Source organism: Neobacillus sp. SAB-20_R2A (assembly GCF_049568635.1).
In the GTDB taxonomy this organism is placed as follows: Bacteria; Bacillota; Bacilli; order Bacillales; family Cytobacillaceae; genus Neobacillus; species Neobacillus citreus.
Map to the genome: position 1 here is coordinate 2,607,200 of NZ_CP145895.1, position 19,965 is coordinate 2,627,164.

At 40.7% G+C, this 19,965-nt stretch carries 20 protein-coding genes, 1 riboswitch and 1 other annotated feature; of the genes, 13 read left to right on the forward strand and 7 right to left on the reverse strand.

Annotation, left to right across the window (positions count from 1 at the left end; translation table 11 throughout):
• Positions 1 to 190 precede the first annotated feature (190 nt).
• Together V5M37_RS12725 and V5M37_RS12730 are read right to left on the reverse strand one after the other, a co-directional pair.
• The gene (locus V5M37_RS12725) at positions 191 to 787 is read right to left on the reverse strand and encodes an arylamine N-acetyltransferase family protein (protein WP_423802621.1); all 597 of its coding nucleotides are present in this window, start codon (positions 785 to 787) and stop codon (positions 191 to 193) included.
• Positions 778 to 963 (reverse strand): hypothetical protein, encoded by a 186-nt coding sequence (locus V5M37_RS12730; RefSeq protein WP_423802249.1) that lies wholly within the window; start codon positions 961 to 963, stop codon positions 778 to 780. The genes V5M37_RS12725 and V5M37_RS12730 overlap by 10 nt, the downstream gene beginning before the upstream one ends.
• 117 nt (positions 964 to 1,080) lie before the next feature.
• On the opposite strand from V5M37_RS12730, the gene V5M37_RS12735 reads away from it, so the two are divergent.
• The gene (locus tag V5M37_RS12735; protein ID WP_213140176.1) at positions 1,081 to 2,058 is read left to right on the forward strand and encodes an aldo/keto reductase; all 978 of its coding nucleotides are present in this window, start codon (positions 1,081 to 1,083) and stop codon (positions 2,056 to 2,058) included.
• Between the two features lie 91 nt (positions 2,059 to 2,149).
• Here the strand turns inward: V5M37_RS12735 and V5M37_RS12740 are convergent, their stop codons facing one another.
• On the reverse strand, positions 2,150 to 2,284 hold the full coding sequence (locus V5M37_RS12740; RefSeq protein ID WP_423802250.1) for a hypothetical protein: 135 nt from the start codon (positions 2,282 to 2,284) through the stop codon (positions 2,150 to 2,152).
• Positions 2,285 to 2,408: 124 nt separating this feature from the next.
• Positions 2,409 to 2,551: riboswitch (cyclic di-AMP (ydaO/yuaA leader) on the forward strand.
• Between the two features lie 128 nt (positions 2,552 to 2,679).
• Here V5M37_RS12740 and V5M37_RS12745 point away from each other — a divergent pair.
• Positions 2,680 to 4,506 carry an APC family permease gene (locus tag V5M37_RS12745; RefSeq protein ID WP_423802251.1) on the forward strand — a complete coding sequence of 609 codons (1,827 nt, stop codon included), beginning with the start codon at positions 2,680 to 2,682 and terminating at the stop codon, positions 4,504 to 4,506.
• A gap of 58 nt (positions 4,507 to 4,564) precedes the next feature.
• Here V5M37_RS12745 and V5M37_RS12750 read toward each other — a convergent pair whose 3' ends face one another.
• Positions 4,565 to 4,741: a hypothetical protein gene (locus V5M37_RS12750; RefSeq protein ID WP_213140174.1), complete on the reverse strand. Its 177-nt coding sequence runs from the start codon at positions 4,739 to 4,741 to the stop codon at positions 4,565 to 4,567.
• A gap of 392 nt (positions 4,742 to 5,133) precedes the next feature.
• Between V5M37_RS12750 and V5M37_RS12755 the strand changes: the two genes are divergently transcribed.
• The 3 genes from V5M37_RS12755 (at position 5,134) to V5M37_RS12765 (ending at position 9,151) form a co-directional block, all read left to right on the forward strand.
• A complete protein-coding gene (locus V5M37_RS12755; protein WP_423802252.1) occupies positions 5,134 to 5,832 on the forward strand; it encodes a Na-translocating system protein MpsC family protein in 699 nt (232 codons plus the stop codon).
• 114 nt (positions 5,833 to 5,946) lie between these two features.
• On the forward strand, positions 5,947 to 7,785 hold the full coding sequence (locus V5M37_RS12760; protein ID WP_423802253.1) for a PAS domain S-box protein: 1,839 nt from the start codon (positions 5,947 to 5,949) through the stop codon (positions 7,783 to 7,785).
• 148 nt (positions 7,786 to 7,933) lie between these two features.
• Complete coding sequence (locus V5M37_RS12765) at positions 7,934 to 9,151, forward strand: MFS transporter (RefSeq protein ID WP_423802254.1); 1,218 nt, start codon at positions 7,934 to 7,936, stop codon at positions 9,149 to 9,151.
• Between the two features lie 113 nt (positions 9,152 to 9,264).
• Here the strand turns inward: V5M37_RS12765 and V5M37_RS12770 are convergent, their stop codons facing one another.
• Positions 9,265 to 9,444 (reverse strand): hypothetical protein, encoded by a 180-nt coding sequence (locus V5M37_RS12770; RefSeq protein ID WP_423802255.1) that lies wholly within the window; start codon positions 9,442 to 9,444, stop codon positions 9,265 to 9,267.
• A 128-nt stretch (positions 9,445 to 9,572) separates the two neighbouring features.
• On the opposite strand from V5M37_RS12770, the gene V5M37_RS12775 reads away from it, so the two are divergent.
• From V5M37_RS12775 to V5M37_RS12785, 3 genes are all read left to right on the forward strand, one after another.
• Positions 9,573 to 10,442 (forward strand): proline iminopeptidase-family hydrolase, encoded by an 870-nt coding sequence (locus tag V5M37_RS12775; protein WP_423802256.1) that lies wholly within the window; start codon positions 9,573 to 9,575, stop codon positions 10,440 to 10,442.
• Between the two features lie 209 nt (positions 10,443 to 10,651).
• Complete coding sequence (locus V5M37_RS12780; protein WP_423802257.1) at positions 10,652 to 11,878, forward strand: ATP-binding protein; 1,227 nt, start codon at positions 10,652 to 10,654, stop codon at positions 11,876 to 11,878.
• A gap of 217 nt (positions 11,879 to 12,095) precedes the next feature.
• Positions 12,096 to 13,421 (forward strand): MDR family MFS transporter, encoded by a 1,326-nt coding sequence (locus V5M37_RS12785; RefSeq protein WP_423802258.1) that lies wholly within the window; start codon positions 12,096 to 12,098, stop codon positions 13,419 to 13,421.
• 127 nt (positions 13,422 to 13,548) lie between these two features.
• Here the strand turns inward: V5M37_RS12785 and V5M37_RS12790 are convergent, their stop codons facing one another.
• Complete coding sequence (locus tag V5M37_RS12790; RefSeq protein ID WP_423802259.1) at positions 13,549 to 14,004, reverse strand: YndM family protein; 456 nt, start codon at positions 14,002 to 14,004, stop codon at positions 13,549 to 13,551.
• A gap of 214 nt (positions 14,005 to 14,218) precedes the next feature.
• Here V5M37_RS12790 and V5M37_RS12795 point away from each other — a divergent pair, with 214 nt between their 5' ends.
• The 4 genes from V5M37_RS12795 to V5M37_RS12810 all read left to right on the forward strand — a co-directional run bounded on the left by V5M37_RS12795 (position 14,219) and on the right by V5M37_RS12810 (position 17,422).
• Positions 14,219 to 15,004, forward strand: coding sequence for an ABC transporter ATP-binding protein (locus V5M37_RS12795; RefSeq protein ID WP_423802260.1), 786 nt, complete (start codon positions 14,219 to 14,221; stop codon positions 15,002 to 15,004).
• Entirely contained in the window at positions 14,988 to 15,749 is a 762-nt protein-coding gene (locus V5M37_RS12800) for an ABC transporter permease (RefSeq protein ID WP_213140164.1), read from the forward strand. The genes V5M37_RS12795 and V5M37_RS12800 overlap by 17 nt, the downstream gene beginning before the upstream one ends.
• A 21-nt stretch (positions 15,750 to 15,770) precedes the next feature.
• Positions 15,771 to 16,778, forward strand: coding sequence for an ABC transporter substrate-binding protein (locus tag V5M37_RS12805; RefSeq protein ID WP_213140163.1), 1,008 nt, complete (start codon positions 15,771 to 15,773; stop codon positions 16,776 to 16,778).
• A 62-nt stretch (positions 16,779 to 16,840) separates the two neighbouring features.
• Positions 16,841 to 17,422, forward strand: coding sequence for an SCO family protein (locus V5M37_RS12810; protein WP_423802261.1), 582 nt, complete (start codon positions 16,841 to 16,843; stop codon positions 17,420 to 17,422).
• A gap of 76 nt (positions 17,423 to 17,498) precedes the next feature.
• Here V5M37_RS12810 and V5M37_RS12815 read toward each other — a convergent pair whose 3' ends face one another.
• Positions 17,499 to 18,005 carry a gamma carbonic anhydrase family protein gene (locus V5M37_RS12815; RefSeq protein ID WP_213140161.1) on the reverse strand — a complete coding sequence of 169 codons (507 nt, stop codon included), beginning with the start codon at positions 18,003 to 18,005 and terminating at the stop codon, positions 17,499 to 17,501.
• A gap of 223 nt (positions 18,006 to 18,228) precedes the next feature.
• Positions 18,229 to 18,485: a binding site (T-box leader), on the forward strand.
• 69 nt (positions 18,486 to 18,554) lie between these two features.
• On the opposite strand from V5M37_RS12815, the gene ilvA reads away from it, so the two are divergent.
• Positions 18,555 to 19,814: a threonine ammonia-lyase IlvA gene (gene ilvA / locus V5M37_RS12820; RefSeq protein WP_423802262.1), complete on the forward strand. Its 1,260-nt coding sequence runs from the start codon at positions 18,555 to 18,557 to the stop codon at positions 19,812 to 19,814.
• The last annotated feature ends 151 nt before the right edge of the window (positions 19,815 to 19,965 follow it).

The window sequence follows — 19,965 nt, forward strand, 5'->3', positions numbered from 1 at the left end:
TTTAACTAGATGCTAGCATTACATCTAAGTCCCTCTTATAGTTAGATATTATTATCATACTCTTCTTTTTACATAAATTCTAATTGTTGATATGCATGAAATTGGTGAACGGGAGGTATGGTGGAATTATCATCTAAAGGTCAAAATAAGAAGGCGTGGCAATCACGGACCATGCCTTTTTATTTTAGTCTCAAATTCCAAATTGTTCTTTGGCAATCAATTTAAACTGCTCTGGGTCAATATCCTTTTTGACCATTTTTCCATCCGTCCACTCGGTTAACGAAGTGTCAGTAAGGATTAAGTTACCCCTGTCGGTGAACCTGGTGATCAATGGCTTTTTATTAAAAGAGGATTCGGGGTGCTCGATGATGATTTTCTGCACCTCATTTAAATCAGATTCATCTACGGATTTCCTGGTGTCAAAAGCATAGCCCATCTTCCAATCTCGGTCTTTATGCTTTAGTTTCATATGCAAAATGTAATTTCCATGCTCTGTGTTGGTTTGCTCGATGCGGAATTCTCCATTTTGGGATGTTACGATTTCCCCACTGAATGGGACGGACTTCAATGGCAGGTTCCCCCCGAAACCTGTGTCGATGAGGTATCGGTACTCGTTGTGGGTGATGACAATCGCCACATGAGTTCTTCCGGTAGAACTCCATTGATTGGCAATATGATTGTATACTACACCCTGAACTAAGGAGACATTAAAACCATTTTCTATTAAAAAATAATAGAGAATGGTGTTAAGGTCATAACAAAGTCCGCCTTCATTTTTTAATAGGATTCTGTTTTCAGATTTTCTTTTGAAATTTCGGCAGTTTTATTAGCGATGATGCACAAATTTTCAAAGGGAATGGATTTTGCTGTTTTATCAAGAATGGTGTCTACTTTTTCAAAGGTAACAGTTTCCTCTTGGGGGTACCCAATTCTTTTGCGGAATAATAGATTTAATTCACCCATTCGTAAATCCTCCTAAAATTTATAATCAATTAAAAATGCGAAAAATGCATTATGTAAAAATTATCCAAAATATATTATAGTTAAGTTGAAACCAAATTGAAAGAAGGTACATACATGATGGATTACGTTAAGCTTGGTAATACAGGGTTAGATGTTTCCCGGTTATGTCTTGGCTGCATGAGTTTCGGTGTTCCTGAGCGAGGAACTCACCAGTGGGTGCTTAACGAAGAACTAAGCCGCCCGATTATTAAAAAGGCACTTGATGATGGCATCAACTTTTTTGACACGGCAAACGCCTATTCAGACGGAACAAGTGAGGAAATTGTCGGCCGCGCCCTGAAGGAGTTTGCAAACCGGGATGAGATTGTCATTGCAACCAAAGTGTACATGCGCATGCATAAAGGCCCGAATGGTGGAGGGCTCTCCAGAAAAGCTATTATGGCAGAAATCGATAACAGCCTAAAGCGCCTAGGGACTGATTATGTCGACCTGTATCAGATACACCGCTGGGACTACAAGACGCCTATTGAAGAGACAATGGAAGCACTGCATGATGTGGTGAAGGCCGGTAAGGCCAGATATATAGGCGCTTCATCCATGTATGCGTGGCAATTTATGAAAGCACAAAATATTGCTGAGCGTAACGGATGGACGAAGTTCGTTTCCATGCAGAACCACTTAAACCTTCTTTATCGTGAAGAGGAACGCGAAATGCTGCCGCTCTGCCGGGAAGAGAAAATCGGTGTAATTCCTTGGAGTCCGCTGGCAAGAGGGAAGCTGACCCGCGACTGGGTAGAAACGACTTCCCGATCCCAGACAGATGAATTTGGAAAAACACTTTACACATCTGCAATTGAGGCGGACCGTAAAATCGTCGAACGTGTAGCGGAATTAGCCGCAAAACGGGAGGTTCCCCGTGCACAAATTGCACTTGCGTGGGTGCTGCAAAAAGCACCTGTTACAGCACCTATCATTGGGGTCACGAAAATGCCTCATCTTGAAGATGCAGTTGCAGCAATCTCGATTAAACTCACCCCGGAAGAAGTGGCCTATTTGGAAGAACCTTATGTCCCTCATCCGGTTCGCGGCTTCTAATAGTAACTCATAATATTATAACTACCTTCTGTTAAATAAAACAGACTACGATTTTTTACATCGTAGTCTGTTTTCACTCTTATTAGACATCTCAATTTTTATGTGTTTCATGGTCATAATGCTCGACATTTTGTTCAACCGTGTCCCACCCAAATTCCTCGTTAATGTCTTTCACTAGCTCGTTTAAAAATTCATCAGATATAATAGGATTTTTTTCGTTACGCATGAAAATCCTCCTTTTGACTATTTTATGGAATAATCGCTTGTCCCGTTACTTAACATAACCGTTTATCTATAAAAAAAATCATTTACAACAAGCGAACACGGGAGTATGATATTCACAGTTTCAAATTTCTAAATCGCTGAAACCGATAGGTGCGGGGGAACCATTGTTCTGGATTAGTAAATAATCCTAGGGGTGAATCCTTTCAGGCAGGGCTACTCAAAGGCCCGAACCCGACAGCTAACCTCGCAAGCGTTATATTGAGTAGGAAGGCGGAGCTTGTGATGCAAAAGAAATGATGTGTCTACAGGTCTATTCGTAATGACTTGGAGGCACTTTTTATTTTGCGGAAAATAGGGAAACTTACTTACAACTTATGAAATTTGGCGGTGACATGAATGTTTTCTTCTGTAAAAAGGTTCTTGATAGGGAGGCCTCTGAAATCACATGAACTAGGAGAACAAAAAATTAATAAAACAAAAGCTTTGGCGATTCTTTCTTCGGATGCGTTGTCGTCAGTGGCTTATGGTCCTGAGCAGATTTTAATTGTCCTCGTGACAGTTGGAGCGACCGCATTCTGGTATTCCATTCCGATCGCCGTCGGCGTATTGATTCTTTTAACTGCACTTATCTTGTCTTATCGGCAAATCATCTTTGCTTATCCGCACGGCGGCGGAGCCTATGTGGTGTCGAAGAGTAATTTGGGAGTGAATTCCGGGCTGGTGGCCGGAGGCTCTCTGTTAGTGGATTATATTTTAACGGTTGCTGTCAGTGTATCCGCCGGAACTGATGCCATCACTTCAGCGTTTCCTAATTTGCATGGCGATAATGTGGGGATTGCGATTCTATTTGTTCTATTCATTACCCTTTTAAATTTAAGGGGAGTAACAGAGTCTGCGTCCATTTTAGCCTATCCTGTATACCTTTTTGTCCTAGCTTTGTTTATTTTAGTTGGTGTAGGTTTATATAAAATCATGACTGGCCAAATTTCGCCTGCCTTACATACTCCAATAGGGACGCCAGTGGCTGGGATCAGTTTGTTTATTTTATTAAGGGCATTTGCTTCCGGAAGCTCTGCCTTAACAGGTGTTGAAGCGATTTCGAATGCTATTCCAAACTTTAAAGATCCGGCACCCAAAAACGCCGCCAAAACTTTAATGGCAATGGGAATTCTGCTTGCGGCTCTATTTTCGGGAATTGTCTTTTTGGCTTATTATTACGGCATCGTGCCTAGAGCAGAGGTAACCGTTGTTTCACAAATAGCTGAACACACCTTTGGGCGGAATTTCATGTACTACTTTATACAGGGAACTACAGCCTTGATCTTGATTTTGGCCGCAAACACGGGGTATTCTGCGTTTCCACTATTGTCGGTCAATTTGGCAAAAGATAAATTCATCCCGAGAATGTTCCTGGTTAGAGGAGACCGATTAGGGTATTCGAATGGAATCATTATTCTTGGTGCGGCGTCTATGATCTTAATTCTTGCCTTTCATGCGGAGACAGAGCATCTTATTCCGCTTTATGCCGTCGGGGTGTTTATACCGTTTACCTTGTCACAAACAGGTATGATGGTCAAATGGCTTCGCGAAAAACCAAATGGCTGGGGATTAAAATTTGTTATTAATACCACCGGGGCCCTAATCAGTTTTACAGTAACACTCATCTTTTTCGTTACAAAATTTTCACGGGTTTGGCCAATATTAATCTTTTTGCCATTGATTATCCTTCTGTTCCACAGGATTAAAAAACATTATGAAGCAGTCGGGGACCAGCTTAGAATTTCCGATTGCGAGCCAGCTGTTCCGATTGAAGGGAATGTCATTGTCGTCCCTGTGGCGGGTATTACCCATGTGGTCGAAAATTCGATCAATTATGCAAAATCGCTGAAGCCTGATCAAATTATTGCTGTTTATGTCGCGTTTGAAAGAGAGGACGAGCATAAATTCGAAGAGAAATGGAAAAAATGGCACCCGGATATCCGCCTTGTGACGCTGCATTCTCATTACAGGAGTATCATTAATCCATTAACGAAGTTCGTTGATACTGTTGAAAATAAAGCAAGTGAGGCCAATTTCCGTGTTACTGTCGTCATTCCGCAATTTATGCCAAAGCACAGTTGGGAAAACATTCTCCATAATCAATCCAGCCTGCTAATCCGATCCTTTTTACTATATCGCAGAAACGTGATTGTCACGACGGTCCCATATCATTTGAAAAAGTAAATAAGACAAAGGAAGGTGTAAAACTGGCACCTTCCTATTTTTTGTGCATTCAAATGTTTTAGGTGCGAATGGTAGAGGTAGAGAAGTTCTTTATCATTTTTTGCAGATTTCTGTGGCCCTCTCTTAACTTAATTGCTTCTTCTATAATCTTTTGGAAACCTTCCAAATCTCTGTCAGTAGCGTTTAAAAGGGACTTCGGCAAGCCTTCGACGATTTGTTGTAGGGTTAAATCCAAGTATATAACCACCTTTCAACTAATTTCGTTAGACAATGATTTTCGTCTTTTTAATTAAATTTTAGAAAAGACTGTTTTTTTCCTGCAGGCAACGTGAAAAACTTATCACCAAATATCGGCAGAATCATTCAAGATTGGCGGCTATTATTGAACATCTCTCAAATAACGACAACAGATGCGCTTGTTGGCAGCGGATGACCAATGCAAACGGACTTGCCGTTCAGTATAAAAATGAATAATTATTTTATTTATATAAGATAATATTTATATGTAAATTTAAATGCTTTTACTATTTGTCAATGGCAAATAGTAGAAAATCATTGAAAATTTTAGCAGAAAAATATACAATATATTGGGGATAAAAGAAAAAATGCTTTTATCTCAATAAGAGGATGGTTTTATTGGAAAGCAAGCAGCTTCAAATGGAACTTTCAAGCTATATTGGCAGAGCACTGCGTGAAGCCTTTGGAAAGGGACCCGAATCCGTTTATGTTTCGGTCAATCAGGCTTTTATTACAGTGTATTTACGAAATTTCATCTCGCCGACTGAGAATGTTTTATTGGAACAAAAGCAAAAACAGTTGGTCCAAAGTACTAGGGATATTTTAATGGAAACACTCATTCCAGAGTTTAAGGCATATATGAAGATCTTAACCGGATTGGATATTAAAGAGTTTTATTATGATTGGGGCTTGCATAATAAAAGCGGGATGTTTGTCTGTATCGGTTCTGATCCCGCGAAAGACGAAAATAATGCGGAGTACAGTGGAAGAAACTCAATACATGAAGAAGTCAGGGTCATCAGCATTCAGGCTGAAAAAGAACCGGAGAAGATTGATTCCTATTTCATTAACAATCGAACATTGGTTGTGATTAGGAAGGGAATACTTGTTCCGATTGAGAGGGAGTTAATTCGGTTAGGCCATTCCGAAATATTAAAGATCTCTAAACGTAATCTTGAAAAAAGATTATTACATAATAAAGGTAATTTCGAAGGCATTCTTCAAACAAAAGTGACAGACATTTTTGTGGATTGGGATTTTCAATTAGATAAAAGTGCCATCGTTCTAATCTTATCACCAACATCATAGGGCGGAAGTGAGTTAGACAATTTTGATTGAGCTAGACACAAGCCAAGATGGGAGATGATCCTATCTTGGCTTTTTTGTATAGGTATAAAGTAGGAAAGGAACTGATAGAGAAAGATGAACAGTCCTGTTGAAAATATTAAGAATGAAAAGAACCAGCTATTAAAAAAATACATAGGGGAACGTTTTGCTGATTACGAAATGCTGTTTGAACGCAGCCAAAATGCGCTTTTATTATTAGATACTGCAGGGAATATAGTGAGGGTTAACCCGACATTTGAGATGCTTTGTGGGTATACTGCTAAAGAAGTGATAACGATGAAACTGCAGACTTTTTTTCCGCTTGATAGCTTAGACAACGTTTTCCATCATTTTCATAAGACATCATTGGGTCAGTTGGAAAACTTCGACTGCCAGTTGAACAACAAAAGCGGTGCCATCCATGATGTCAATATTACAAACATACCAATCAGTGTCGATAACCAAATCGTTGGGGTGATAGCTGTCTTAAAAGATATTACTCTATTAAAACAAAAAAAGACAGAAGTTCGGAAAATAGAAGAGTTTCACCGCGTATTAACGGAAAATGTTCTTGATACAATCGTCTGTACAAATTTATTAGGGAAAATTATTTATATTTCTCCATCCTGCGAAACGATTTCCGGTTATAAAGCCGACGAATTAATTGGAACCACTTTTTCATTTATCGTTCATGAGGAAGATTGGGAAAAGGCTTATGCCGATCGAAAATTATCCTATTTAGGTGGGGAAAGCATCCGCGGGAAGTATCGGATCCGCAGAAAAGATGGAAATTTGATTTGGGTGGAGGCACTCAGTAAACCGGTTTTTGACCCGGATACACAAACAATAGTGGAGGTTGTTTCAGTTGTCAGGGAAATTACTGAACGGATTAAAGCGGAAGAGGAATTGTGGAGCCGTAAGAAGGCATTCCGCGAATTAGTTGAACATTCCCCGGATGCTGTACTCATTGCTCAGGATAAGGATATTATTTTTGTAAATAAAACAGGTATTGAATTGCTAGGTGCTGCCAATGCCGAAGAGATTCTATCAAAAGAACTTCTCTATTTTATTCACCCTGATTACCATCAAGAGGTGAAGGAGCGGATTCAAACCGTTTCTAATGGTGAAACGGTCGATTTTAGGGATTACAAAGTAATCCGCCAGGATGGGTCAGTTTTTGATGCTGAAATAAAAGGAATTCCTACATTTTTCAATAATCATTATGCCCAACATGTGATTATTCGGGATATTACTGAACGTAAAAAGACGCAGGAGCTTTTGCTAAACTCTGAAAAATTAACCATTGCCGGGCAATTGGCAGCAGGCATTGCCCACGAGGTCCGAAATCCACTGACAGCCATTAAAGGGTTTTTGCAGTTAATGGAAAGGAAAATGGAAGATCAAACCTATTTTGGAATAATTGAATCGGAAATAGATCGCATTGAACTAATCCTCAGTGAATTGCTAGTTCTAGCCAAACCGCAGGATGTTAAGTTCGAATCCGTCTATTTGCCAGCCTTGATTGAAGATATTAAAACATTAATCGATACCCAAGCAATTATGAATAATGTTAGTATTGAAGTGGTTAATACAAATGGACCAATCACCATCAAGGGGGATAAAAATCAGTTAAAGCAGGTCTTTATCAACTTTTTAAAAAATGCTATTGAAGCAATGCCGAATGGTGGCAGCTGCATTATTGAAATGAAAGCAATTGGTGAGAACAAGGTGCAGATTTTCTTTAAGGATACGGGTGACGGTATTCCGCCGCACATTTTAAAACGAATGGGTGAACCATTCTTTACGACCAAAGAAAATGGCACAGGGCTCGGAATTATGATTTCAAAACAAATCATTGAAAACCATCACGGCACCGTTCATTTTTGGAGTGACAAGAAGGGCACCATTATTGAGGTCACTCTTCCGTTACAATAGCGATAAAAGTATCCCAAGTAAAAATACTTGGGATATTTATATTTCAACAACCGGATATTTCGGGAGTGAAAATAATTTTAGTTTATGATATTATGACAGTATTAAATTTAAATTTTTGGAAAAAAGTACAATTTAGGAGATGGAAAACGTGCTAATGTGGAAACGAAATTTATGGGTGCTTTGGGTTGGCGTGTTCTTTACATCAGCCAGTTTTTCCATGGTAATTCCTTTTTTACCGATATTTCTGTTGCAATTAGGGGTGCATGATCACGCTGAAATGTGGTCGGGTGTGCTCTTTAGTGCTGCTTTCTTTGCTGGTGCTTTCGCTTCACCGTTTTGGGGGCGTGTGGCCGATAAATATGGAAGAAAACCAATGATTATAAGGGCTGGAATTGCCCTTTTTGTTATTTATACGTTAATGGCATTTGTCACCAATCCATACCAAATCTTAGCATTAAGGATTTTACAGGGGTTACTTAGTGGGTTTATTCCAGGTGCAATTGCTTTGATTGGAACCAATACTCCGAATGAAAAAGTTGGATATGCCTTGTCCATGATCTCCTCAGCATCAGCATCAGGGGGCATCCTTGGTCCACTATTAGGCGGGGGTATTGCACATCTTGTCGGTAACCGGCTTGCCTTTGCCAGTGGTGGAGTATTTGTATTCCTCGCCACGCTGCTGATTATTTTTTGGGTAAAAGAAGAAAATTTCAAGCCTAACAAAGAGCGCGGGGGCTCTGTAAGAAATGATTTTAAGACAGCGATGACCAACCGGCCATTATTTCTTGTGCTCATTTTAACAGTTGTAACAAGTTGTTCCATCATGACGATCGAACCGGTGCTTCCTTTATATGTTGTAAAGTTGGGCGGGTCATCCGATAACGCCTCTTTAATTGCCGGTATCGTGTTTTCACTTCCAGGTATCGCTAGTGCTTTATTTGCCCCGTATTGGGGAAAATGGGCCGATAAAGTAGGTTTTCAGCGGGTGTTATTCATAGGCTTGATGGGCGGCGGCATCGGCATGTTAGCCCAGGTACTGGTCTCGCAAATATGGGGATTTTCTATCATCCGCTTCATGTTTGGCGTCTTCTTCTGCGCGGTTTATCCAGCGTTAAACGGTTTGGTCGTAAAATCCACGCCAGATGAATTCCGTGGCCGTGCCTTTGGATTAAACCAAACCGCCAATCAGATTGGCGGCATGACGGGTCCGATGATTGGTGGCTTCTTAGGCGGAATATTACCGGTTCAAAGTGTGTTCCTGGTAACCGGTGTCCTTCTTTTAACTGCCATGGGCATGGTGTATTGGAATGCAGGTGTGTTAAGTGGTTCATTGAAGGGGAAGATTATTGCCAGAAAATCAGGTTAATATTTCAATAACAACAAAGAGATTGGAGCAAATCCCAATCTCATTTTGTTTTACTGAAAATATAATGAGTCCGTAAAAAAAGAGTGAACGAAAAATTCACTCTTGGCCAGCTCTTATGCTTTTGTGTTATTCGTTTTAGTATCGATGCTATTAGTAATGGGGTGAGGCTGGCCGTACCCTTCTATACTTCCGGCATGTTCCTCATGGTATTGAGTTCCAGAATTCTGACCGCTCGTCAGTGATTTTCCTTTTTGCTGTTTGTTACTAGGCGATTGTTCCATTGTGTTTTTCACCTCCCTGACATCCTATAGAGTGGGAAGTAAAATTAAAATTATTCATAAGTCCCTAATATTCTGTTGTAGATAAATGATGTAAAATAGTCTTAAACAAAATCAAGATAAATATTAAAGGAGAAATTCTAATGCGGACAGAAGGATACATAGACGTAACCGGTGGGAAAGTTTGGTATGAGAAATATGATCATGGAACGGGGAACACACCGGTAATTATTTTGCATGGTGGTCCGGGTTCATCTTGCTTTTCCTTACAGGGGTTGAAGAAGTTGGCGGCAGACCGCCCGGTCATTCTATACGATCAATTAGGTTGCGGCAGGTCAGAAAGGCCACAAGATGATTCACTTTGGCAGTTGGATCGATTCGTGGAAGAGTTGGGACAAATTCGCGCCGCTTTGAACCTTGATGAAGTACATATTCTTGGGCATTCCTGGGGAACCACACTAGCGGCAGCCTATTGTTTAACGAAACCGAGCGGGGTGAAAAGTGTCATTTTTTCAAGCCCATGCCTGAGTGCGCCATTATGGGAACAGGATCAAAAGCGGAATTTGAAAAAGCTGCCGGTTGAAGTCCAAGATACCATAAAACGCTGTGAAGAAGACGGAGCCACGGATTCGGAAGAGTTTGAGGCAGCCATCGAGGTGTTCAGCAAAGAATTTGTCTGTCGGATTCCAAAACCTGAGCATCTAAAAGCGCACCCTGAATACCGAAACTCCGAAATTTACAATATTATGTGGGGACCATCCGAATTTACGGTACTGGGGAATTTAAAAGAATTTGACTGCACCTCACAATTGAAGAAAATCATTTGCCCCGCACTTTATACGTGTGGCCGGTACGATGAGGCTACGCCGGAAACAACAGAGCATTACAGCCGTTCAACACCTGGCTCAAAATTTCATGTATTTGAAAACAGTGCCCATATGCCATATATTGAGGAACCGGAAGAATTTTTACGGGTTGTTGGGGAATTTATGCACTGGGTTGATAGTCTATAAGAAGAACCGCCTGAGTTTTTTTCAGGTGGTTTTTTCTTCTTAATGACCTAGTTGGAAAACGAATAATTAATTTATAACAAGGCATAAAATAGATGCCTTTTATATTGGACCTTTTTTCCTTGAGATGAAAAAGTTGGAGAATGATAAAGGATTATTTGTGATTTCGTCGAATTATATCAGGTAACCTACATACACAAAGAGGAATGGACATGAATAAATCAGGACAAATCATTTTGCTGCTACTATCACTCATTTTTACTACCTACCAAAAGATTATGTATCATGAACCCTTCTTTACATTTGACTTTTTCCTTTTTACCCTGATTGCTTGGTTTGTTGGCTGGCAATACGATAAGGCCAGATTTTTTGAAAAAAAAGCACGTGAAAGTGAAGAAAGCTATAAGAGATTACTTGATTCACTCCCTGAATCTATCTTTATTTATCAGGATACGAAAATTGTTTATGGAAATCGGGCAGCTCTTAGTATGGTTGGCGCCAAAAACTTGGCAGAAGTTCTTGGGAAGTCTATTTTTGAATTTATCACGCCTGAGTATAAAGAACGGCTCGAAGAACGAATCAAGCTAATTAAGAAAGAAAAATGCCCCCTTGCTACTATTGAATATAAAATTAAACGGACCGACGGAACGGAATTTTTTCTTGAAGTTACCCCCTTATCGATTGTTTTTGGAAAAAAAGAAGCGATCCTCGTGGTTGGAAAGGATGTCACAGCCCGAAGAGAGGAAACAGAAAGACTTCTGCAAAAATCCGAAAAATTGGCTTTGCTCGGCCAAATGGCGGCGGGAATTGCTCATGAAATCCGCAACCCGCTTACGTCCATTAAGGGATTTATCCAATTATTCAAAGCAAACAGTGAACAGGGTGAATATTATGATATCGTATTATCAGAGCTGGAACGTATTAATGCCATTGTGGGCGAATTCCTGGTTCTGGCCAAACCATCCGCGGCTGTTTTCAAGGAACAGAATATTGAACTATTGTTACATGATGTTATTACCTTAATAAATACTCAGTCTATCATTAATAATGTGCAGATTTATACTGAAATTGCTGAAGAGCTCCCGATGATATCTGGTGAAGAAAATCAGTTAAAGCAAGTTTTTTTAAATCTCTTGAAGAATTCAATTGAATCCATGCCTCTAGGCGGCGATATCTTTGTAACGGTAGGGGTAAAGGAAGAAGGCAAAATATCCATCCGGATTACCGACGAAGGGGTGGGCATACCAGAAGAACGGATTCTAACACTAGGAGAGCCATTCTATACAACAAAAGAAAAAGGAACCGGTCTCGGACTAATGACCTGTTTCAAAATAGTCGAAGGCCACCGCGGCCAAATCAAATTTACAAGCGCAGTACACCAAGGAACAACCGTAGAAGTCACCCTCCCAACAATTACGCAGCCATTATTAAAAAAATGAAACATGGGGACGGTTCTTGTGCATCATTTGCATGAGAACTATTTTTTTTTTGGAGAGGTATGGGGCAGTTCTAATGCAAAATATGTCCAGGCGCCGATTATTCTTACTTTTTAAAAAATAAAAAATTAGTAAACCTTTTGCTATAATAGTTTAGTCTGAAATCATATATATGTAAAAAATCGGAAGAGTTATATTTGGCTTTTTCACGGAGGTTTATATGGGGAAAAATAAATATGTATTTTGGGGGCTGGTCATTACGACCCTCATTTCGGCGCTTGACGCCAATATTATGCAGACAGCTAGTCCTACTATTGTCAAACAGCTTGGCGGAATGGAGTTGTTTGCGTGGATATTTGTTGTCTATATGCTGGCAAGTACAGTAACCGTACCTTTGTACGGAAAATTATCGGATATGTATGGACGAAAAAATCTGTTGATGATTGCGGTTGGGATTTTTACATTAGGTTCCATTTTATGCGGCACGGCGAACTCAATGGTTTCCTTAGTTATATATAGAGGTATTCAGGGCCTTGGAGCAGGCGGCATGATTCCACTCTCGATGATTATTGTCGGAGATTTGTTCACGATTGAAAAGCGCGGCAAGATCCAAGCGGTTTTCAGCAGTATTTGGGCCATTTCTTCAATTGTCGGGCCAGTGATGGGCTCCTTTTTCGTCGAGGCTCTGACTTGGAGATGGATTTTCTTTATTAATATTCCGATTGGTATAGCAACTGTATTATGTTTGCTTCCTTATAAAGAGCATACAGAATTTAAGAAAACTCATATTGACTATAAAGGTTTCTTTTTATTTGGGGCTTCGGTCAGCCTTCTATTATTATCTACCAATGTAGGCAACGCTATCTGGTATGTGATAGCGGGCATAATTGGCATGATTATTTTTATTTTGGTAGAAAGAAAGGAAGCGCATCCTTTTTTACCTGTTTCCCTTTTTAAAAATAGAGGCATCCTGATGACGAATCTATTTATGCTAGTGTACTGTTTATCGTTTTTTGGCACCTCTAATTATATACCGCTATTTCTTCAAGAGGGCTCGCATATGAGTATTTATAAGAGCGGCTTGATTTTATTAAGCATTGCAGTCGGCTGGATGTTTGGCAGTACACCTGCTGGAAAATGGATTATCCGATTCGGTTATAAACGGTTATTTATTATCGGCAGTTTTATTACTGCGTTATCAGGACTTGCACTGTTTATGTTTATTAAAGATTTGTCATATACGAATTTGTTTTTAATTTTGACGGTACAGGGCTTTTCATTTGGGTTATTGTTTGCAGTCGGCACGATTGCCTCGCAGGAGTTCGCCGAAGCCAATATTAAAGGGGTATCCACCTCGCTGCAGATGTTTTTGCGGAACATCGGTACATCGATTGGCGTTACCGTGATGGGGTTGATTATTAACCATACTGCAAATATTGTAAATGGCATGCAGAATGTCTTTCTCTATGCTTTAATTTTAAGTTTGGTCACGGTTGTGCTAAGCTTCCTCATTCCTGCGAAGACTGCAGAATTGAGTGAGGGATAACAACTTATGACTAGATAAGAAGGTTGCATATAAATATATTATGTAAACCTTTGTGGTAGAAGTCCTCATGAATTGTTCCATGAGGACTTTTTTATAAGAGTTAACCATGCTCTGAATTAGGTTATTCCTACTTATTCTCGTCCGAACTCCTGACGTCCGGCTTTACCGGAGTAAACTCCTCGGCAGCTTCTGTTTGGAAATGTGGTTGTTGTTGGATAGGCCTCGAGGTATTTGTAAATTGTTTGTTTTTCTCATTCGTAAGAAAACCATGGTAAAAGTATTCAAATAAGGCCACGGCAGCAGCTGAAATAAACGAGGCCCAAATTAGATTATTTTCGTTTGTCAGCATTCGCCCCATTAACCACACCGCCAAAAAGGTAACTAGAAAATCCGCCACGGTTGCCAAGAGGTTGGTGGTTTTACGAAGAATCAGTAAATCTCCTACTACATAACTGACAATCCCCAGTACAACCGTTATCAAAAGGACATCTCCAAAACTAAAATCAAAAAACAAACCGAGAATGATCCCAAGTACAATCAAGCAGGGTATAAACTTGAATGCCAAACGATATACATTTTGCATCAACGAATCCTCCTTTTTCCTGTAGATTTCCCCTTGAATTTTCCAAATATACAAATACAGAGGAACCTGGACCTTTTTTACCCAACCCACAATCATTAATTTGCAAAATTTGCAGAAAAATAATTGACTTTACCCACAGAACCTTTATAATAAATTTTAATCAATATAAATCCGATAAAATTAATGCGAATTATAGGGAAAGTGGGGATGCGAAGTGTTTCTTCACATTAATGAGGTAAATAAGCAGTTTCTTAATCAAAATGAGGTAAGTACAGTTCTTTCAGATATAAATCTGGAAATAAAAGAGGGCGAATTTGTTTCGATTCTTGGGCCGTCCGGTTGTGGGAAATCGACCTTATTATCTATTGTGGCCGGGTTGACTAAGCCCTCCAGCGGCGATGTCCTCTTGAATGGCCAGCCTATTACCAAACCGGGCCGAGACCGCGGGATGGTGTTCCAGCAACCTGCTCTATTCCCGTGGATGACCGTGGAAGAGAATGTTATGTTCCCGCTCCGCAAAGAGATGAAAAAGAAGGAAGCAAGGGAAACAGCCCACCAATTTTTAAAAATGGTGCAGCTCAGCAACTATACAAAGCATTCACCGCATGAACTATCGGGCGGAATGCAGCAGCGCGTGGCAATCGCCCGTGCGCTTTCAATGAATCCAAAGGTCCTTTTAATGGATGAACCGTTTGGTGCGCTTGATGAGCAGACACGTTCTCGTCTCCATACCGAGTTAGAAAAAATTTGGCTTGAAACACGGAAAACGATCCTATTTGTCACCCATAGCATCAGCGAATCTATTAAGCTATCAGACCGGATTGTTGTGATGGGAACGCGTCCAGGAGTGGTTCTCGAGGATATTCACGTAAAAATCCCAAGGCCGCGCGCAAACCATCCGCAAATGGTGGCCAAATTGGAAGAAAAGATTATGGGATTACTACAATCCGAGATTGATAAAGTTGTGAAAGAGGAACTCGCATATGCAGCAAACAATTAAACGCACCATATTCTTTGCACTGCTTTTAATCATCTGGCAGGGGGCAGTAAGAATTTTTGACATTTCACCAGCGCTAATGCCGGCACCAACGGATGTTTACGAAGCACTTGCCAAAGGTTTTTCTGATAAAACACTAATCTACGATATACTTGCCAGCCTGCGGCGCTTAGCTATTGGATTGTCACTTGCCATCGTAATTGGTGTCGGTCTTGGCATTCTTTTAGCAAAAAATAAAACCGCTGATGAGACTCTTGGAACTTTGATTTTGGCCCTGCAAAGTGTACCGAGCATCGTCTGGCTGCCAATTGCAATCATGTGGTTCGGCTTAAACGAACAAGCCGTTACGTTTATCGTCATTCTCGGTGCCACCTTGGTAATGACCATCAATATGCGGATGGGGATTAAAAACGTTTCGCCTCTATATATTAAAGCCGCACAAACGATGGGTTCAGGGGGATTGGACTTATTCCTTAAGGTTATTTTTCCGGCATCCATCCCATACGCCGTGACGGGTGCCAGACTTGGCTGGGCATTTGCCTGGCGAGCGCTCATGGCGGGGGAACTTTTAAGCAGCGGTCCGGGGCTTGGTTATACACTTAAATTTGCCTCCGATTTTGGCAATATGAGCCTTGTTATCGCGATTATGATCATCATCGGCGTCATTGGAACGATTGTTGATATTACCTTCTTCCAGCGCGTTGAAAAAAATGTCATGCGCCGCTGGGGTTTAGAAACTAGCAATTAGAGATTAAAAGGGGAGAAAAAGATGAAAAAGCAGGTATCCATCATCAGCATTATTCTATTATTGGTATTCGGAGCGCTAGCGGGCTGTGGCTCAAAAGAAGCTAGTTCCGGCAGTTCAGAAAAGGCTGCTAAAAAAGTAGTCATCGGTTATTTTCCAAACATTGATCATGCTCCGGCTATGGTTGCAAAGGCAAAAGGCTATTATGAAAAAGAATTGGGTAAAGATGTAACAGTGGAATACAAAACATTCCCGGACGGCGGCGCATTTATGACCGCTCTTAAAACTGGCGATATTGATGCTGGTTTAGTTGGACCTGGCCCAGTTATGAATAACTTTACAAACGGTGCAGATGTTAAAATCCTTGCAGGTGCCTCTTCAGGCGGTACAGCCATTGTAGCTAGCAAGAAGAGCGGCATTAATTCTGTTGAAGACTTCAACGGAAAGACGTTTATTACACCAGGCGTTGGCTGTACACATGATGTTCAAATGGAAACATTTTTACAGGATTTCGGAATCTCTTCGGCTCGGATTGGCGGTACATTGAAGCATGTAACCGGGAACCCTGCCCAGTATGCAAGCATGTTTGAGTCCGGAAAAGTGGATATCGCGGCTGTTCCAGAGCCATGGGCATCCCAGTTAGTGAAAGACGGCGGCGCGAAAATTATCGTCGACAGCTCTAAAATTTCTTTTGGTAAAACACTGCCAAACACAATCTTAGTTTCAAGCGGCAAGAAAATTAAAGATGATAAAGATGTTATTGCTAAAATTGTGAAAGCACAAGACGAAGCTATTGCGTTTATTGAAAAAAACCCTGAAGAAGCAAAAGATATCACAATTAAGAGCATTAAAGAGATTACAAAGCAAGACCTTGCTAAGGATGTAGTTGATGCTGCTTGGGAAAATATTCATTTCACGACTGATGTCAATAAAGATGTGATTCAAGAGTTTGCTAACTCTTCCGTAGAGCTTAAATTCTTGAAGGAAAAGCCAGATTTCGCGTCATTAATTGATACAGAATTTATTAACTAAAAATGAAAGAAGGTGCTGAGTGGATGCTCGGCACTTTTTTTAAGCAAAAGGGGATTGTGAGAATGAAACGTTTTTTAATTGTATTATTTTCCGTCCTGCTTCTTACTTCTTGTTCGGCGGATAAAGAAAAGAAGGAGAAGGTAGAGTTTCCGCTTAGCATGAAGGTGGAGAGATTTGAAGGAATCAATCAAGACGGGAAACAAGTTGGCCTATCAAAATTAAAGGGTAAGGTCTGGGTGGCTGATTTTGTGTTTACGAACTGTGACACGGTTTGTTCGCCAATGACTGCCAATATGGCCGAGCTGCAGCGAAAATTGGCGGATGAAGGTGTGGACACCCGGCTCGTCTCCTTTAGCATTGATCCAGAGCAGGATCAGCCTGCAGTCCTAAAGCAATATGCGAGTGGAGTGGAGGCTGATTTCGCAAACTGGGATTTGATCACGGGCTATAAGCAGGAGTTTATTGAAAGCTTTGCTAATAAGTCGTTTATGGCCCCGGCTGCGAAGCTGGAAGGGTCAAATCAATATGTGCACAGCACTTCGTTTTATTTAGTAAACAAAAATGGGTTTGTTGTTCAGAAGTACGAAGGTGCAACGGATGTACCTTATGAGCAGATCATTAAGGATATTAAATCATTACAATAATATTTAGTATAATAATATTATGTAAACTTATATATTTATCTAAAGGGCACTGCTTAAGCAAGTGCCCTTATTAACGTTATTTTAATATATCCTTAAATTCTTTCCCTTTCTGGACATAGTGGGCACTGGACATTTGCAGCATTTGCAAGTCCTTCTCGGTCAGCTCGCGGACCACTTTTCCCGGTGAACCTAACACAAGGGAGCGGGGCGGAATCTTTATTCCGCCTGCCAGCAGGGTATTGGCTCCAATAATACATTCCTCGCCAACCTCGACATTGTCCAATATGGTAGAGCCCATACCGACGATTGTCTTCCTGCCAATTTTACAGCCGTGGAGGATGGCATTATGGCCAATCGTGCAATCGTCCTCGATGATACAGGATTCAAACATATGTATGGTGGAATTATCCTGGATACTGCAGCGTTCTCCGATAATGATCGGGCCGTCATCTGCCCGTAGAACAGCGTTAAACCAAACGGTGGAGTCTTTGCCGATGGTAACATCGCCAACGATATAAGCGCCAGGAGCGACGAATACAGATTCATGAACAGAAGGGGTTTTACCATTGTAGGGAATAATCATTTTTACCTCTCCTCTAAATATCAGAATATTTATATATTTTATTATAACATAATTAGTGGAAATATAGGGTAATTGTCCTTTTTAATGAAGCTGGATTTTAATAAATGACATCTGTGTCCTGAAATGGAAATGAAAGCGCTTTAATAATTGTCTAAATAATATAAATAGTCTAAAAATATTGACAGACCCTTTTTTCGGTGTTAACCTTATTAAAAATTGATTTATAAAATCGATGACGAGAAGAGTAGGATTTGCTGTTTGTCTAAAGAGAGTCGGCGGTTGGTGGAAGCCGATGACAGGCCTTGTCTGAAAATCATCTCTGAGATGTGCTGCTGAAATATTTCCAGTAAGCCGCACCGGGAAGTCCGCCGTTACAATGGAACACGTATATTACAATGTACGGATGATCGAGAGCCGCAGCAAGTTGTTTATTGGATGCTGCGGAAGTAGGGTGGTAACGCGAGCTAACTCGTCCCTATACCAATGGGGACGGGTTTTTTATTGTTTATAAAAGCTGAGATTTTTTCAAACTTGAGGAGGGAATTGACCATGAGTCAACAGGTCGAAACATTTAATGTGGAGGATATCATCATTGCTAGTCACACCATCAAGGATGTGATTTCGCCGACTCCGCTTCAATACAATCATTTATTGTCTGAGCGTTATGGCTGCCATGTCTACTTAAAACGTGAAGATATGCAGAGTGTCCGTTCTTTTAAAATCCGTGGAGCCTACAATCGTATTAAGAGGTTGAGCCCCGAGGATTTAGAGAATGGCATTATCTGTGCAAGCGCTGGAAACCACGCACAGGGGGTCGCCTATTCCTGCCACCTATTAAACATTAGCGGGAAAATCTTTATGCCGAATACGACACCAAAACAAAAGGTAAACCAAGTGAAGTTTTGGGGCAAGGACAGCGTCGAAATCGTTTTGGTAGGCGATACCTTTGATGATGCTTACGAAAAAGCAATAGAATGCAGCCGCGAAGAAAACCGAACGTTTATCCATCCGTTTGATGATTATGACGTCATCGCCGGGCAAGGTACAGTAGGTGTCGAGCTTCTAAATGACTGTCATGAAAATATCGACTATCTATTCGGAGCAATTGGCGGCGGCGGTCTAATGGCTGGTGTGGGTACATACCTGAAGCATTATTCTCCAGAAACTAAATTAATCGGTGTTGAACCTGAAGGCGCCCCTGGGATGAAGGAATCGGTTTTAAAAGGGGAAGTCACCTCGCTTGATAAAATTGACCCATTCGTTGATGGTGCGGCGGTTAAAACAGTCGGTACGAAGACTTTTAATATCTGTAAAGAGCTTATCGATGATATCGTAGTTGTACCTGAAGGAAAGGTTTGTACGACGCTTCTATCTTTATACAATGAAAATGCGATCGTTGTTGAGCCTACAGGTGCTTTATCTATTGCTGCATTGGATACATATGCTGAACAGATTAAAGGTAAAACTGTTGTATGTATCGTCAGCGGCGGGAACAATGACATCGGCCGGATGCAGGAAATCAAGGAGCGCTCAAAGCTTTATGAAGGACTGCAGCATTATTTTATCGTTAATTTTCCACAGCGCCCAGGTGCACTGCGGGAGTTCTTATTAGAGGTCCTTGGACCAAACGATGATATCAGCCATTTTGAATATACGAAAAAGAACAACCGTGAAACCGGACCGGCATTAGTTGGAATCGAGCTGAAGGATAGAGAAGACTATTTCCCTTTAATTGAACGAATCAAGACGAAAGGTTTTAACTGCAGGGAAGTAAATAAGGATAGTACGCTATTTCAAATGTTGGTTTAAAATTATGAAAGGCACCAAAATTAATATTAGCAATGTTGTAAGTGGTTCACTTGAAAAGTGGACCACTTTTTTTATATGTAAAAAAATTTATTATTGCAGAGTAAGACAGAAAGGAATATTTACCGAAAAATGACAAAAATTATCGGTAAGG